The sequence below is a fragment of the Clostridium sp. genome (assembly GCF_034179595.1).
GTDB lineage: Bacteria > Bacillota > Clostridia > Clostridiales > Clostridiaceae > Clostridium.
The window spans coordinates 45,254-59,902 of record NZ_JAXFPT010000084.1 but is presented as its reverse complement, the minus strand read 5'-3'; the positions used below and the strand labels follow the sequence as shown (position 1 = coordinate 59,902).

General features: G+C 30.0%; 17 protein-coding genes. 1 reads left to right on the top strand and 16 read right to left on the bottom strand.

Annotation, left to right across the window (positions count from 1 at the left end; genetic code table 11):
- From mreB to SPJ33_RS10310, 16 genes are all read right to left on the bottom strand, one after another.
- Nucleotides 1-811, bottom strand: an 811-nt coding sequence (mreB, locus tag SPJ33_RS10385) for a rod shape-determining protein MreB (protein WP_321117892.1), incomplete at its 3' end; no start/stop codon positions are given.
- Nucleotides 812-923: 112 nt separating this feature from the next.
- Nucleotides 924-1,175, bottom strand: coding sequence for a sporulation transcriptional regulator SpoIIID (gene spoIIID, locus SPJ33_RS10380; RefSeq protein WP_321117891.1), 252 nt, complete (start codon nt 1,173-1,175; stop codon nt 924-926).
- A 108-nt stretch (nt 1,176-1,283) separates the two neighbouring features.
- Nucleotides 1,284-2,081: a M23 family metallopeptidase gene (locus SPJ33_RS10375; protein ID WP_321117890.1), complete on the bottom strand. Its 798-nt coding sequence runs from the start codon at nt 2,079-2,081 to the stop codon at nt 1,284-1,286.
- Between the two features lie 139 nt (nt 2,082-2,220).
- Nucleotides 2,221-3,249 carry a stage II sporulation protein D gene (gene spoIID / locus SPJ33_RS10370; RefSeq protein ID WP_321117889.1) on the bottom strand — a complete coding sequence of 343 codons (1,029 nt, stop codon included), beginning with the start codon at nt 3,247-3,249 and terminating at the stop codon, nt 2,221-2,223.
- 122 nt (nt 3,250-3,371) lie between these two features.
- A complete protein-coding gene (gene murA / locus SPJ33_RS10365) occupies nt 3,372-4,631 on the bottom strand; it encodes a UDP-N-acetylglucosamine 1-carboxyvinyltransferase (RefSeq protein ID WP_321117888.1) in 1,260 nt (419 codons plus the stop codon).
- Between the two features lie 21 nt (nt 4,632-4,652).
- Entirely contained in the window at nt 4,653-5,270 is a 618-nt protein-coding gene (locus SPJ33_RS10360; protein WP_321117887.1) for a hypothetical protein, read from the bottom strand.
- A 184-nt stretch (nt 5,271-5,454) separates the two neighbouring features.
- On the bottom strand, nt 5,455-5,850 hold the full coding sequence (locus SPJ33_RS10355) for an ATP synthase delta/epsilon chain alpha-helix domain-containing protein (protein WP_321117886.1): 396 nt from the start codon (nt 5,848-5,850) through the stop codon (nt 5,455-5,457).
- A gap of 14 nt (nt 5,851-5,864) precedes the next feature.
- Complete coding sequence (atpD, locus tag SPJ33_RS10350; protein WP_321117885.1) at nt 5,865-7,262, bottom strand: F0F1 ATP synthase subunit beta; 1,398 nt, start codon at nt 7,260-7,262, stop codon at nt 5,865-5,867.
- A 15-nt stretch (nt 7,263-7,277) separates the two neighbouring features.
- Nucleotides 7,278-8,129 carry an ATP synthase F1 subunit gamma gene (gene atpG / locus SPJ33_RS10345; protein ID WP_321117884.1) on the bottom strand — a complete coding sequence of 284 codons (852 nt, stop codon included), beginning with the start codon at nt 8,127-8,129 and terminating at the stop codon, nt 7,278-7,280.
- A 40-nt stretch (nt 8,130-8,169) separates the two neighbouring features.
- A complete protein-coding gene (gene atpA / locus SPJ33_RS10340; protein ID WP_321117883.1) occupies nt 8,170-9,681 on the bottom strand; it encodes a F0F1 ATP synthase subunit alpha in 1,512 nt (503 codons plus the stop codon).
- A gap of 10 nt (nt 9,682-9,691) precedes the next feature.
- Nucleotides 9,692-10,231: a F0F1 ATP synthase subunit delta gene (locus tag SPJ33_RS10335; RefSeq protein ID WP_321117882.1), complete on the bottom strand. Its 540-nt coding sequence runs from the start codon at nt 10,229-10,231 to the stop codon at nt 9,692-9,694.
- Between the two features lie 2 nt (nt 10,232-10,233).
- A complete protein-coding gene (locus SPJ33_RS10330) occupies nt 10,234-10,725 on the bottom strand; it encodes a F0F1 ATP synthase subunit B (RefSeq protein ID WP_321117881.1) in 492 nt (163 codons plus the stop codon).
- A 59-nt stretch (nt 10,726-10,784) separates the two neighbouring features.
- Entirely contained in the window at nt 10,785-11,030 is a 246-nt protein-coding gene (gene atpE, locus SPJ33_RS10325) for an ATP synthase F0 subunit C (RefSeq protein ID WP_414627229.1), read from the bottom strand.
- A 59-nt stretch (nt 11,031-11,089) separates the two neighbouring features.
- Entirely contained in the window at nt 11,090-11,740 is a 651-nt protein-coding gene (locus tag SPJ33_RS10320; RefSeq protein WP_321117880.1) for a F0F1 ATP synthase subunit A, read from the bottom strand.
- 4 nt (nt 11,741-11,744) lie between these two features.
- Nucleotides 11,745-12,107, bottom strand: a complete 363-nt coding sequence (locus SPJ33_RS10315; RefSeq protein ID WP_321117879.1) for an ATP synthase subunit I — start codon at nt 12,105-12,107, stop codon at nt 11,745-11,747.
- Between the two features lie 622 nt (nt 12,108-12,729).
- On the bottom strand, nt 12,730-13,908 hold the full coding sequence (locus SPJ33_RS10310; protein ID WP_321117878.1) for an acetyl-CoA C-acetyltransferase: 1,179 nt from the start codon (nt 13,906-13,908) through the stop codon (nt 12,730-12,732).
- Nucleotides 13,909-14,110: 202 nt separating this feature from the next.
- Between SPJ33_RS10310 and SPJ33_RS10305 the strand changes: the two genes are divergently transcribed.
- A complete protein-coding gene (locus SPJ33_RS10305; protein WP_321117877.1) occupies nt 14,111-14,605 on the top strand; it encodes a dCMP deaminase family protein in 495 nt (164 codons plus the stop codon).
- Nucleotides 14,606-14,649: the final 44 nt, after the last annotated feature.

Genomic DNA, 14,649 nt, shown 5'->3' with positions numbered 1-14,649 from the left:
GTGTCCTTTCTAGTACTGAGTGAACTGCATCTACGATCATTAATGCTGGTTCAATTAGAGCTTCTAACATTTCACTTGAATATACAGTTACAGTTTTTGGCACACCGTCTATTAAATCTCTTCCTCTTATATCCATTTCTGTATCTTGAATTTTTGGGTACACACAACCAATATTTATTTTTAAATCTTCGGCAGTTCTTTCACCAATCATAATATTATGTTTCTTTTTTATATATTTTACTACTGCTTCATCAAATTTATCTCCAGCAATCTTTATAGATGATCTTACAACTACTCCACCTAATGATATTACCGCAACGTCACATGTTCCTCCACCTATATCTACAATCATGCATCCATCTGGTTTAGTTATATCAAGACCTGCTCCTATTGCAGCTGCAAGTGGTTCTTCTATAAGGTGAACTACTTTTGCGCCTGAATTTCTAGCTGCATCCATAACGGCTCTTTTTTCAACTTCTGATGCTTCTGATGGTACACATATCATAACTTTAGGTGCTACTATTTTCTTTGTGCCACAAGCTTTGTTTATAACTGCTTTAATCATCTTTTCTGTCATATCATAATCTGAAATAACACCATCTTTTAAAGGTCTAACTGCAATAATATTTCCTGGAGTTCTTCCTATCATTTTTCTAGCTTCTTCTCCTACAGCTAAGACTTTTCCATTACTTGTATTTATAGCAACTACTGATGGTTCTTTTAAGACTATACCTTTACCTTTTACATATACTAATACTGTTGCTGTTCCTAAATCTATACCTATATCAGTTCCTGCTTTCCAAAACCACATTCCAAATTCACTCCCAATTATTAGTATTAATCTTAAGATTTTTCACATTTTTCATTTAATTTAAATTATATATGGAATATGACTTTAATTCAACTTTTAGTTATTACAGAATTTATTCAGCTGATTTATACTTCATTTTTGTAGCTTTTCCACCTCTTATATGTCTTTCAGCCTTATTTAGTTCTAATATACTATGTGTCTGTTCGGCTATTATTGGATTTATCTTTGGAAGTCTTTCTGTCATATCTTTATGAATAGTACTTTTACTAACACCAAAAACCTTTGCAGTTTTTCTTATCGTAGCTTTTGAATCAATAATATATTGCGCTACTTCTAATACTCTCTCTTCAATATAGTCCTTCAAACTGCTCCCTCCTTAATTACTCTCTCTATCAAAAAACAATTATTCTCTACTTTAAATACTAATCAGCCATTTTTATTTACTTTAAAACGGCTGATTATTTTTGTTTACTTATTTTTTATAAGCAAAGTATTTTAATGGATCTACTTCTGAGTAAGTATTATCTTTCTTTGAATAAACTTTTATATGAAGAAAATCATCTTTTACACATAGTTTTAATGTACTAGCTGTATTACCAACTTTACCTATTTCTTGACCTTTTGTAACTTTATCATCTTTTTTAACTTTTAAATCATTAGATAAATTTGCATATGATGTCTTTATTCCATTTGCATGTTTTATAATTACAGTTACTCCATAAGTTACATCATTTTCTATTACATCTTCTATAACTCCATCTTCTGCAGCCTTTACAGCAGTACCCATTTTAGCGCCTACTGATATTCCACCATAACTTAAGCTTGAATCACCTTTTTCGCCTTCTTTAACAGCTTTACCATCCTTAAAGATATATGGTTCGTTATGTCCTTTTAAAAGTTTTCCTTCTACAGGGTTTGAAAAATTCATTTTACTATCTGATCCAACAGGTTTACTTGCTGGTTTATTTTCTACTCTTTCTGAATTTTCCATTGATGTTTCTACATTTGTATTTGCATCTTCTTTACCATCTTTATTTTCATTAGTTTTATTACTTTCAGTATTCATGTCATTTTTATCTTCTTGATTTAAAGTAACATCTTGAGCACTAGGTAATTCTGCTTGTGAATTAGAGTTTGCATCTTTATTTTTAATTGTAATAGCACCAACTATAGTGACTATACTTAACGTAACAAATAAAGTTACATAAAATCCTTCCTTCTTAAAAGTTTTCTTAATACGTGAAATAATATTTTTAGATTTTTGTTTCATAATCAACACCTCCAATAATCATTTTGTCCTTATTTATGAAAAATAATCCAAAATTTATCTTTTTTTAACTTTATATATAAAAAAAGATGATATTTGGATTATTAACCAAATATCATCTTTTTATAATCTATTTTCATATTTATTTGTAAATTATTTTTCCAAGCTCTACACCTGTATAGTAATGCTTTAATATCTCTTCATAACCTTTTCCTTCCTTAGCCATCAAATTTGCTCCCCACTGACTCATTCCTACTCCATGGCCATTTCCTTTACATTTAATCTTTACTTTATTTTGTGAATATTCAAGAGTAAAGTTTGCTGATTTTAAATCAAATAAACTTCTAAATTCTGTTCCTTTTATTATAGTACCTCCAAGCTGTATTTCTTTAACTGAACCTCCATCAGTTCTTGATTTTATTTGCACCTTTTTACTTATATTGCTTGAACTTAAATTTGCTTTATTGTATTTAGAATTTACTATTGCTGCAAAGTCTTTATTTGTCACTTCTTTTTCTGATTCATATGAAGCAGACACTTCTTCCCCTTCACTGCTTACAGATTTTAAATATGGAACCTTAGATGAAAAAACATCTTCTGCATTCTCTGTCTTCCCTGAACTAGTTGAGAAGAATTGGGGATATAGTACAATTTCATTATCATAAGTTAATACTTGTCCCTTAGTATCTTCTACAGCTTTTTTTACTTTTTCATAATATTTATCTCTATCTTCTTTAGGCCACTTTTTAAGTCTTTCTTCTTTATCCATGTAAACTTGACAATGTATACTATCACATATTTCTCCACCACTTGCTAAATTACAGTTTTTCATCCTCTTACTATAGTAAAAAGTTCTAGCTGCAATAGCTTGAGCTTTTAATGCTTCTTCTTCAAAAGTAGCTGGCATTTCACTAGAAACTACACCTAATATGTATTCTTCAACATCAATCTTTTTAACCTTCTTTTCTGATGTCATATATACTTTTACTTTATTTTCTCCTTCCATAGCTATATCAATTTTCTTTTCGCTAGAAATTTCTTCAGTAGGAGAAATAAAATTTTTTATAGAACTTCCCATAAGTATGAATGGGATTATCAAAGTAAATATTAATATAAAACCTGTTATTAAACCTATTTTCTTTATACTTTCAATAATCTCTCTTTCTCTCACTTTATACCCCCCACTTACTTTTAAAATATATACATCTATTTATATTTATTAATATCTTTAAATATACTTACTTATTTAAATTTATGTAGACATATAAAAAATAGAAGGTAATTTATTACCTTCTATTTTTTAATTCTATAGACATCTGCGCCTAACCTTCTAAATTTTTCTTCTATATTTAAATATCCTCTATCTATATGGTATATATCGCTTATTTCTGTAATACCATCAGCTACTAAACCTGCTAAAATCATGGCTGCACCTGCTCTTAAATCTGTTGCCTTAACTTCACATCCTGTAAGAGAATCAACCCCATCAATTACTGCTGTTCTACCGTCTATCTTTATTTTAGCTCCCATTCTAACAAGTTCTGCTACATGCATAAATCTATTTTCAAATACGGTTTCAGTAATTATACTTGATCCTTTAACAACAGCTAAAAGTGCCATCATTTGTGGTTGCATATCAGTTGGGAAACCTGGATATGGTAATGTCTTTATATCTACTGGTTTTTTATTAAATGTACCATCCACTACTATACTGTCATTCTCTTTCGTTAATATAACGCCACATTCTTTTAATTTTTCTATTAAAGGTCTCATATGCTCTTCTTTTACATTATTTATCTTTATAATACTATTTGTTATAGCAGCAGCTACCATAAATGTTCCCGCTTCTATCCTATCAAAAATAGGTTTATACACTATTCCGTTTAAAGCTTCAACACCTTCTATAGTGATCTTACCAACTCCTGCACCACTTATCTTAGCGCCCATAGAATTTAAAAAATTTGCTAGATCCCATATTTCTGGCTCTTCAGCTGCATTTTCTATGATTGTTGTACCTTTTGCCAAAACAGCTGCCATCATAATATTTTCTGTAGCCCCAACAGATGGGAAATCTAAATATATCCTATTACCTACAAGTTCTTTTGCTTTTGCTTCAACAAAACCATATCCTTGTATAATTTCTGCACCTAAAGCTTCAAATCCTTTTAAATGTAAATCAATAGGTCTACTTCCTATATTGCATCCTCCAGGCATTGATAATTTACAATATCCAAATCTAGCAAGCATCGGACCCATCAGCAAGAATGAAGCTCTCATTTTTCTTACAAGTTCATTTGTTGTATCTAAAGATTTCAAATTACTTGTATTTATTTTAAGGGATTTATTTATATTTGAGTAATTAATATTACAATTTAAACCATCAAGTAAATTTAATATAACTTGAACATCTTCTAACATGGGAATATTTTGTATTGTTATTTCATTAGGAGATAATATTGTTGATATTATTATTGGTAAAATTGAGTTTTTAGCGGAATTTATATCAACTTCCCCTTTTAGTTTATTAACACCTTTTACTATTATTTTTTCCATATTTTCCTCCATAATTAATTCTTAGTATGTTGTAAATATAATAGGAGTTCCTATAATTACATATAAACCTGTATTATATTTCATAATAGCATAACTAATTCTTTCACCGCTTTTAAGCGTACTTTTACCAACATAACCATTGTGTACTTGAATTAAATTTTCTTCTAACTCTAATTTTTCTATATCATTTAAAGAATTTATTCTACCTTTATAATATTCAAAATACCTCAATGAATTAGTATTGTCACATTGTAATTTTTGTAATTCTTTCTTTAGATTAGCCGTAGAATTTTCTTTTTTGCAATTAATTATTATTCCTTCAACAAAAACTTTATTGTCTTCTCTCCATACCCTTATTTCTATATCATTTTTGCCCTTAATGTAAAAATGATTCGAATCTCCAATATCTTGTATATAATATTCTTTAGCATAAATATTTTTAATTCTTTGTACTTCATCTTTTATATCTGACTCAATATTATACTGGATTTTAACTCCATTTTCTGAAAATACAGTTTCGTTCATCACTAAACTTTCTACATGTCTATAATTATTGATATTAATATTTTCAGCATTTGATATTCCTAATAAATTAAATAAGAAAACAATAAAACAGATGAATAAGCTTTTTATTTCCATATACCATACCGCCCTTCATCTCTATTGTTGTCATTTTTTTCCTTTTATATGCACTTTTAGCTTCATAATATAATATATAATCTTTAATATTCTTTTGTGATTATTGCTAAAATAATTACAAAAACAAAAAAATCCCAGATAGTTAGATTGTTCTAACTTATCTAGGATTTTATAGTATATATCACTATTTTTTTAATTCTAATCTAGCAATAGCTCTACTTAAAGCAGCTTCAACTCTTTGTTGATCGAATTTTTCGTCTTTTAAACGCTTTTCTGCTCTTTGCTTTGCTTCTTCTGCTCTTCCGCTATCAATTTCATCTTTTGTTTCAGATGATCCGCAGCAGAAGTTTAGTTCATTATTTTTAAAACCAATTACTCCATCTGAAGTAAATAAACTTAACTTTTCTCCATTTGCTTTTGTAACTTCTGTAACGCAAGGTACTGTATTAAGTACTATAGAAGCGTGGTTTGCAAGAAGTTCATACTTACCTTCAGATGTTTTTGTAATTATACTTAAAACTTCTTCATCCATCTTGATATTGTCAGGTGTCATGATTGTTAGTTTAAAGGTATTAGCCATATTGCGTCATCCCCTTATGCTAAAGTCTTAGCTTTTTCTATAGCTTCATCTATATTTCCGACAAATATGAATGCTGATTCTGGTAAATTATCGTGCTTACCTTCAATAATTTCTTTGAATCCTCTTACAGTTTCTTCTATTGTAACATATTTACCTTTCATACCAGTAAATTGTTCTGCTACTGTAAATGGTTGTGATAAGAAGTTTTGAACTTTTCTTGCTCTACTAACTGTTAACTTATCTTCATCTGATAATTCGTCAACCCCTAATATAGCAATGATATCTTGAAGTTCTTTATATCTTTCTAATATAAGCTTAACCTTTGATGCAACTTCATAATGTTCTGCTCCAACTACTCTTGGATCTAGTATTCTTGATGTTGAATCTAATGGGTCAACAGCTGGGTAAATTCCACGTTCTGCTACACTTCTTGATAAAACTGTTGTTGCATCTAAGTGAGAGAATGTTGTAGCTGGTGCTGGGTCAGTTAAGTCATCGGCTGGTACGTATACAGCTTGAACTGATGTAATTGAACCATGTGTTGTTGATGTTATTCTTTCTTGAAGAGCACCCATTTCAGTTGCAAGTGTTGGTTGGTAACCAACGGCTGAAGGTATTCTACCAAGAAGTGCTGAAACCTCAGAACCTGCTTGTGAGAATCTGAATATGTTATCTATAAATAGTAACACGTCTTGACCTTGATCTCTGAAATATTCTGCCATTGTAAGTCCAGTAAGTGCAACTCTCATTCTAGCACCAGGTGGTTCATTCATTTGACCGAATACTAATGCAGTCTTATTTAAAACTCCTGAATCTTTCATTTCATGGTAAAGGTCATTACCTTCTCTTGATCTTTCTCCAACACCTGTAAATACTGATAATCCACCGTGTTCTTTTGCTATATTATTTATAAGTTCTTGGATAAGTACTGTTTTACCAACACCGGCACCCCCAAATAAACCTATCTTACCACCTTTTTGGTAAGGAGCTATAAGGTCAACAACCTTTATTCCTGTTTCAAACATTTCAGGTTCAACTGATTGTTCTGCAAATGTTGGAGCTGGTCTATGTATTGGATAAAATTCCTTAGATTTAATATCTCCAGCTATTTCTTTATCAACCGGGTTTCCTAAAACATTGAATAATCTTCCTAGAACGCATTCTCCTACAGGAACTGATATTGGTTTTCCTGTATCGACTGCCTTCATACCTCTTCTTAATCCTTCTGTCGCTTCCATAGCTATTGTTCTTACTACGTCATCTCCGACGTGTTGTTCAACTTCAGTTATTAAAATTTCTCCATCGATTTCTATTTCAATAGCATTATAAATATTTGGAAGTGACTCAGTATCAAACTTTATATCAACTACGGGTCCAATAACTTGAACTACTTTTCCTATATTATTAGGCATTATGATACCTCCTCACTATTTTTGTGCTCCTGCTCCACCAACTATTTCTGCAATTTCTTGGGTTATAGCAGTCTGTCTAATTCTGTTATACTTAGTGTTTAATGAATCTAACAAGTCATCTGCATTTTTTGTAGCTCCGTCCATCGCAGTCATTCTTGAAGATTCTTCACTAGTTTTTGCATGTAAAATACAATTGATTAATTTTGATTTTAAATAAAAATCAAAAGTTGCCTCTATTGAAGATTCATTATTTGGTTCTACCATAAATCCAATATCTTCTTTTACTTCGTCAAACTCTATAGGTAACATTTTATCAATTTTAACTTCTTGAGATACTGGTGAGTTAAAGTGTGTATAAACAACATAAACTTCACCAACTTCGCTTGAATTATATAATCTTATAGCATGATTAAGGATCATTGAAACTTCCCTTATATCTACAGCTTCTTTTATATCTACATATTCAGCTACAGTTTCAAATCCATATCTATTCATGTAAGATACACCTTTTTTACCTAGGCACATAACTAAGCTATTTGATTTTTCCATTTCAGCATGATTCTTAAGTCCTAATGCTACATTAACATTATATCCTCCGCATAGTCCTGAATCTGATGTTACAACTATATATAACTTTCTTTTTGATTGACCACCTTTAAAATATAAGCCCTCTTTTTCAACATCCATTGATGAATATGCTTCTTGTGCTATATTTCTAGTAGCTTCAAAGAATTTGTTATTTTTGTTTAATTCCGTTCTGACTCTTCTTAACTTAGAAGTGGCAACAAGTCCCATGGCTTTTGTTATTTTTTTAGTATTCTCTACCGACTTAATTCTACGCTTAATTTCAATAAGTCCAGCTGGCATACCTCCACCTCCTAAAAGATGGCATAGCTTAAATTATAAGCTATGCGTTTAAGAATATTTTTTTGAATTCAGCAATTACTTTATCAAGAGATGCTTTTAATTCATCAGTTAAAACTTTCTTTTCTAATATTTCTTTTCCTACTTCTCTGTGTTGAGTATCCATGTATTCTAAGAAATCTTTTTCGAACTTTCTTATATCTTCAACTTTTATGTCTGATAAATAATCATTTACTGCAGCATAAAGAATCATGATTTGATTTTCAACTCTCATTGGTGAGTATTGGTCTTGTTTTAAGATTTCAACCATTCTCTTACCTTTTTCAAGTCTTCTTGAAGTATCAGCATCTAAATCTGATCCAAATTGAGCAAATGATGCTAATTCTCTGTATTGGGCAAGCTCTAATCTTAAAGTACCTGAAACTTGTTTCATAGCCTTGATTTGAGCATTACCCCCAACTCTTGATACTGATATACCGGCATTAACAGCTGGTCTTTGTCCTGAATAGAAAAGATCTGATTCTAAGAATATTTGTCCATCTGTTATTGATATAACGTTAGTTGGGATATATGCAGTAACGTCTCCTGCAAGTGTTTCTATTATTGGAAGTGCTGTTAATGAACCTCCACCGTTCTTTTCTGAAAGCTTAGCTGCTCTTTCAAGTAATCTTGAATGTATGTAGAATACATCCCCAGGATATGCTTCTCTGCCTGGTGGTCTTTTAAGTAATAATGACATTGTTCTATAAGCAACAGCGTGCTTTGATAAGTCATCATATATAACTAATACATCTTTACCTTGGTGCATGAAATGCTCACCAATTGAACATCCAACATAAGGTGCTAAGTATTGTAATGGTGCTGATTCTGATGCTGTTGCAGCAACAACAGTTGTATAATCCATTGCACCAAATTCTGTTAATGTATTTACTATATGTGCTACTGTTGATTGTTTTTGACCTATTGCTACATATATACAAATTACATCTTTACCTTTTTGGTTGATTATTGTATCTATAGTAATAGCAGTCTTACCTATTTGTCTATCCCCTATGATAAGTTCTCTTTGTCCCTTACCAATTGGAATCATTGAGTCAATCGCTTTTATCCCTGTTTGTAATGGTTCATTAACTGAACTTCTATCTAATATGCTAGGAGCGTGAACTTCAATTGGTCTGTAAGCATCTGGCTTTATTGGTCCTTTGGCATCAATAGGATTTCCAAGTCCATTTAAAACTCTACCTATTAATTGTTCTCCAACTCCAACTTCAACAATTTTACCAGTTCTCTTAACTACGTCTCCTTCCTTGATTCCTTCTTCAGAACCAAGTAAAACGCATCCGACATTATCTTGTTCAAGATTTAATGCCATACCATAAACATCATTTGGGAATTCTAATAATTCACCTTCCATACAATCGTCTAAGCCATATACTCTAGCAATACCATCACCGATTTGTATGATTGTACCTGAATCTACTGTTTTAATTTGTTTGTCATACTTTTCAATTTCATTTTTAATTATAGAAGTAATCTCTTCTGGTTTGATATTCACGGTTTCACCTCTATTCCATCTTAAGCATTAAGGCTCTCATATCTTCAAGTCTTGATTTTACTGATCCATCAATAACATCATTTCCAACTCTTACGTATAATCCGCCTATTATACTCTTATCAATTTCATGTTCTATAATTACTGTTTTGTTATACTTCTTTTCAAGCTTTTCTTTTAGTCTTAAAGTCTGATCTTCTGTAAGTTCTATAACACTTTTAACCTTTGCAATTACCTTATTTTCTTTTTCTAAATGGATTTGTTCCATTTGATTTAGCTTTTGTCTTACGTATAAGATTCTGCCTTTTTCAATAAGGATTAGTAAAAATGATAATAACTCTTCATCAATCTTACCCTTAAATATATCTGTGAAAATCTTCTTTTTTTGTTTAGTGCTTATTTGAGGATATTTAATGACTTCATAAAATTCTTTATTATTATCAATTATATCGCAAATCTTTCTTAAGTCTTCAAGATACTCCTCGACTTTATTTTTTTCTTCTGCTACTTTATATAAAGCTAAGGCATATCTACGATCTAAATATTCGTACATAATTACATACCTACCTTGCTTATATAGTCATCTATAAGTTCTCTATGTTGCTTTTCATCAATAGAATCTCCAAGTGCTTTTTCTGCAAGGAATACAGCAAGTTCTACTGCTTGAGTCTTGATTTCCTCTTTAGCTTTTGCACTTTCTCTATTAATTTCAACTTTAGACTTTTCAATAATAGATCCTGCTTCTCTTCTAGCTTCTTCTACTATTTCCTTGTAAACCTCATCTGCTTTAGCCTTATATTGAGTAACAATTTCTTTTCCTTCTTCTCTAGCTGAGCTGATTTCTTTTTCATTTTGAAGCTTTAATACTCTTGCTTTTTCTAAATCCTCATCAGCTTTACTTATTGTATCTTCAATAAGATTCTTTCTTTCTTTTAAAATCTTATTTACTCTATCAAAAGCAAAATGTTTAACTATCCAAAATAATATAAGTAAATTTACTAAAGTTACTATCATTTGTGGAATGCTAATATTCATGTTAATTTCCAAACTTAAAGCCTCCCTTCCAGGCTTATTAAAAACCTACTTTTTTTATAGTATTCAAAAAACTATTTGATACCAACAAATAATAATATGAATGAAATTAGTAATCCGTATATTGCTGTTGTTTCTGCTAACGCACAACCAATGAAATATGTAGATGTAAGTTTACCACTTGCTTCTGGTTGTCTAGCTGTACTTTCTAATAAACTTGCTGTTGCATTACCAATACCAACACCTGCACCTAACGCTGCGATAACTGCAAGACCTGCACCTATTGCACGCATTCCTACTATAAATTCTGCTCCAGTCATAATTAAATTCCTCCTTAATACTTTTAAAAAATTTTTGACTAAATTTTGATTTTTTTAGATTATTCTTCTGCTGTCATCTTTATATAAATCATTGTTAATGTAGTAAAGATGAATGCTTGAAGAAATGCATCAAATAAATCGAAGTATGCCATAAATGGCACTGGGATAGCTAATTGAGCAAACCAAGCTAAATTACCTAGTGCTTGTAATAATAACTCAATAATTACTACTCCAACAGTTACATTACCAAAAAGTCTAAAGCTTAATGTAACAGGTAACATTACCCTCTCTAATATATTGATGGGTAATAAAGCTGGACTTGGGTGAGCATATCCTTTTAGATATCCTACTCCACCATTTTTCATGATTGCATTTACTTGAACCATTACAAATGTTGTTAATGATAATATTAATGCAACACTATAATTGGATGTTACTGGTCTTAATCCTATAAGGTCAGTTATATTCATACAGAAAATAAAGATAACTACTGTACCAATATAAGGTGCAAATCCTGTGTACTTATCTCCCATAGTACTATGAGTCCAGTTATTAATAGTTTCAATTATAAGTTCTATTATTGTTTGTCTTTTTCCCTTAGGTACTACAGAAAGATTTCTTGTCATTAATATTAAAATAACAGCTACTATAATAATTATTGCCCATTGTTGTAAAGCAACAGAACTAATTTGTTTAAATAATTCTTCCACTCAATCACTTCCTTTCTTCATATTTAATTGCCATAAATAGAGAAATGAAGTTGGACATATAGCCAATAAGATAAAATACTATATTAAATTTCATTTGAAATAATAACAAACCAATAATTGATATTATTAATATTCTTATTACAAAACTAAGCATAAGCATAATACCTTTTAAATCGATGTTACTATTAATAGTCTTGCTAGTAACTGTAGCACTTATTAAAAAATTTAAAATACTAACAATTGATCCTATTAAAAATGGGAAACAATAATTTATATTTATTAAATATGTAACTATAAGTCCTGCAGTAAGAATTATCATACTACCTTTAAAAGTTTGTTTAAGTATTCCACTTAAATTTCCAACCATAACTTACCTCCTCGGCAATCATACTCTTAATTATAGTTTATATATTTTTTTGTCAAAAGCCTTATTTTTCTTAAAATTTCTCTCTTTTTTTTGATTTAATTAATTTATAACTTAATAATTCTCTTTTACACCTATTAACTCTACTTTTTTTAATTTTTCTAATTTTACGATTTTTAATTTTTATATCAATTCATTTTTTAGAAAATTCAGAAATTATTATCGTTTTATCTTATTTAAAATTTAGAATATATATAAAAAAATTATAATTTTTACCATTATGTTTTCCTTTTCATTATTGAATTTTCTATACTTATAATCTTTTAAGAATTATCTAGTACATATTTAGTTTGAATTAAATAATTGTTTTCTATTCATTGCATTACAATATTATTAATAATGTTTTTATTTTGTTCATATTTGTGCTATTTAAAATAAGCTATTTTTCAGTATACTTTTATATTTTAAAAGGATTTATCTTGTTTATCTAATTTTTCTAATTATTCTTACAACTAAATTATCTAGATATTTTTTTATTCATTTTTCTCAGAAAAATACACCTTAGGACAAAATCCTAAGGTGTATTTTGGTAAATATATTACATTTTTATAAATATTATTATATATTATCTTTCAACAACTAATGCTGTTCCCATTCCTCCACCTATGCAAAGTGTAGCTAAACCAGTCTTAGCATCTCTTTTTTGCATTTCGTAAAGTAATGTAACTAATATTCTAGCTCCTGAAGCTCCAACTGGGTGTCCTAAAGCTATAGCTCCACCATTTACATTTACTTTGCTCATATCAAATCCTAAATCCTTAGCTACAGCTAAACTTTGAGCTGCAAATGCTTCATTTGCTTCTATAAGGTCTATGTCTTTAACTTCTAATCCTGTATTTTCTAAAGCTTTCTTTGTAGCATAGAATGGTCCATATCCCATTATTGAAGGATCTAATCCTTTTGATCCATATGAAAGGATTTTAGCCATTGGCTTAATTCCTAATTCTTCTGCTTTTTCTGCACTCATTACTACAAAAGCAGCAGCTCCATCATTTATACCTGATGCATTAGCAGCTGTAACTGTTCCATCTTTTATAAATGCAGGTCTTAATTTTGATACTGATTCCATAGTTGCTCCGAATCTTGGGAATTCATCTGTATCAAATATTTTTGGTTCTCCTTTTCTTTGTGGAATTGTAACAGGAACTATTTCATCCTTAAATCTTCCTTCTTTTATAGCTTTTTCAGCCTTGTTTTGAGAAGCTACAGCAAATTCATCTTGTTCTTCTCTTGTTATACCCCATTCTTTAGCAATGTTTTCAGCAGTAACTCCCATATGGTAGTTATTAAATGCATCCCACAAAGCATCGTTTATCATTGAGTCAATCATCTTTCCGTCACCCATTCTTTGACCCCATCTTGCAGTATCTAAAAGATATGGAGCTCTTGACATGTTTTCCATACCACCTGCTACAACGATATCTGTATCTCCTGCTTTTATCATTTGAGCTGCTAAACTAACTGCTCTTAATCCTGATCCACATACCTTATTTATAGTCATTGCTGAAGTTTCATTTGGAAGACCTGCCTTTATTGTAGCTTGTCTAGCAACGTTTTGTCCAAGACCTGCTTGAATAACATTTCCCATTAAAACTTCTTCTACCATTTCAGGTTTAATTCCAGCTCTTTTTACAGCTTCTTTTATTACTATTGCTCCTAATTCTGCAGCTGGAACATCTTTTAATGATCCTCCGAATGAACCTAATGCTGTTCTTACTGCACTTACAATTACTACGTCTCTCATTAATAATACCTCCCAATTTATAATTAACAAATTTTTCTCTTTGTTAAACTCTTAACATACTTTTATTATACCACCATTTATATAATAATCAATACTTTTTGTTAAATTTTAAACAAACAATTTTAAATATTTTTGTTTTTATATCTATATGTATTATAATATGTACTAATTACATATTTTTTTATTTAAAGGAGATTTCATTATGAAAAGAACTGATTATATTTCTTGGGATGAATATTTTATGGGACTTGCTCTTTTATCAGGAAAAAGAAGTAAAGATCCAAGCACACAAGTTGGCGCATGTATTGTAAGTCCTAATAATAGAGTATTATCTGTTGGATATAATGGATTTGCATTTGGATGTTCAGATGATACATATTCATGGGAAAGAGAAGGAGATTTTTTAGATACAAAATATCCTTATGTTGTGCATGCAGAATTAAATGCTATTTTAAATAATAGAGGTGTATCACTTGAAAATGCTAAGCTTTACGTTGCATTATTTCCTTGTAATGAATGTGCTAAGGCTATTATTCAAAGCGGTATAAAAGAAGTTATATATCTAAGCGATAAGTATTCTAATACAGACACAGTTAAAGCATCAAAGAGAATGTTTGAATCTGCTGGAATTAAATTAACTCGCCTTAAGCCCTCTGTTGAAAAAATAGAACTTTCATTTAATGTTGAAGATATTTAAATTATATTTATAAATAAAAACCCCTATATAGGGGTTTTTATTTG

Bases quoted from the DNA above. Each gene is read 5' to 3' on its own strand.
- SPJ33_RS10375 (WP_321117890.1), bottom strand. From the start codon at position 2,081: ATGAAACAAAAATCTAAAAATATTATTTCACGTATTAAGAAAACTTTT.
- murA (WP_321117888.1), bottom strand. From the start codon at position 4,631: ATGGAAAAAATAATAGTAAAAGGTGTTAATAAACTAAAAGGGGAAGTT.
- SPJ33_RS10360 (WP_321117887.1), bottom strand. From the start codon at position 5,270: ATGGAAATAAAAAGCTTATTCATCTGTTTTATTGTTTTCTTATTTAAT.
- SPJ33_RS10355 (WP_321117886.1), bottom strand. From the start codon at position 5,850: ATGGCTAATACCTTTAAACTAACAATCATGACACCTGACAATATCAAG.
- atpD (WP_321117885.1), bottom strand. From the start codon at position 7,262: ATGCCTAATAATATAGGAAAAGTAGTTCAAGTTATTGGACCCGTAGTT.
- atpG (WP_321117884.1), bottom strand. From the start codon at position 8,129: ATGCCAGCTGGACTTATTGAAATTAAGCGTAGAATTAAGTCGGTAGAG.
- SPJ33_RS10335 (WP_321117882.1), bottom strand. From the start codon at position 10,231: ATGTACGAATATTTAGATCGTAGATATGCCTTAGCTTTATATAAAGTA.
- atpE (WP_414627229.1), bottom strand. From the start codon at position 11,030: ATGACTGGAGCAGAATTTATAGTAGGAATGCGTGCAATAGGTGCAGGT.
- SPJ33_RS10315 (WP_321117879.1), bottom strand. From the start codon at position 12,107: ATGGTTGGAAATTTAAGTGGAATACTTAAACAAACTTTTAAAGGTAGT.
- SPJ33_RS10310 (WP_321117878.1), bottom strand. From the start codon at position 13,908: ATGAGAGACGTAGTAATTGTAAGTGCAGTAAGAACAGCATTAGGTTCA.
- SPJ33_RS10305 (WP_321117877.1), top strand. From the start codon at position 14,111: ATGAAAAGAACTGATTATATTTCTTGGGATGAATATTTTATGGGACTT.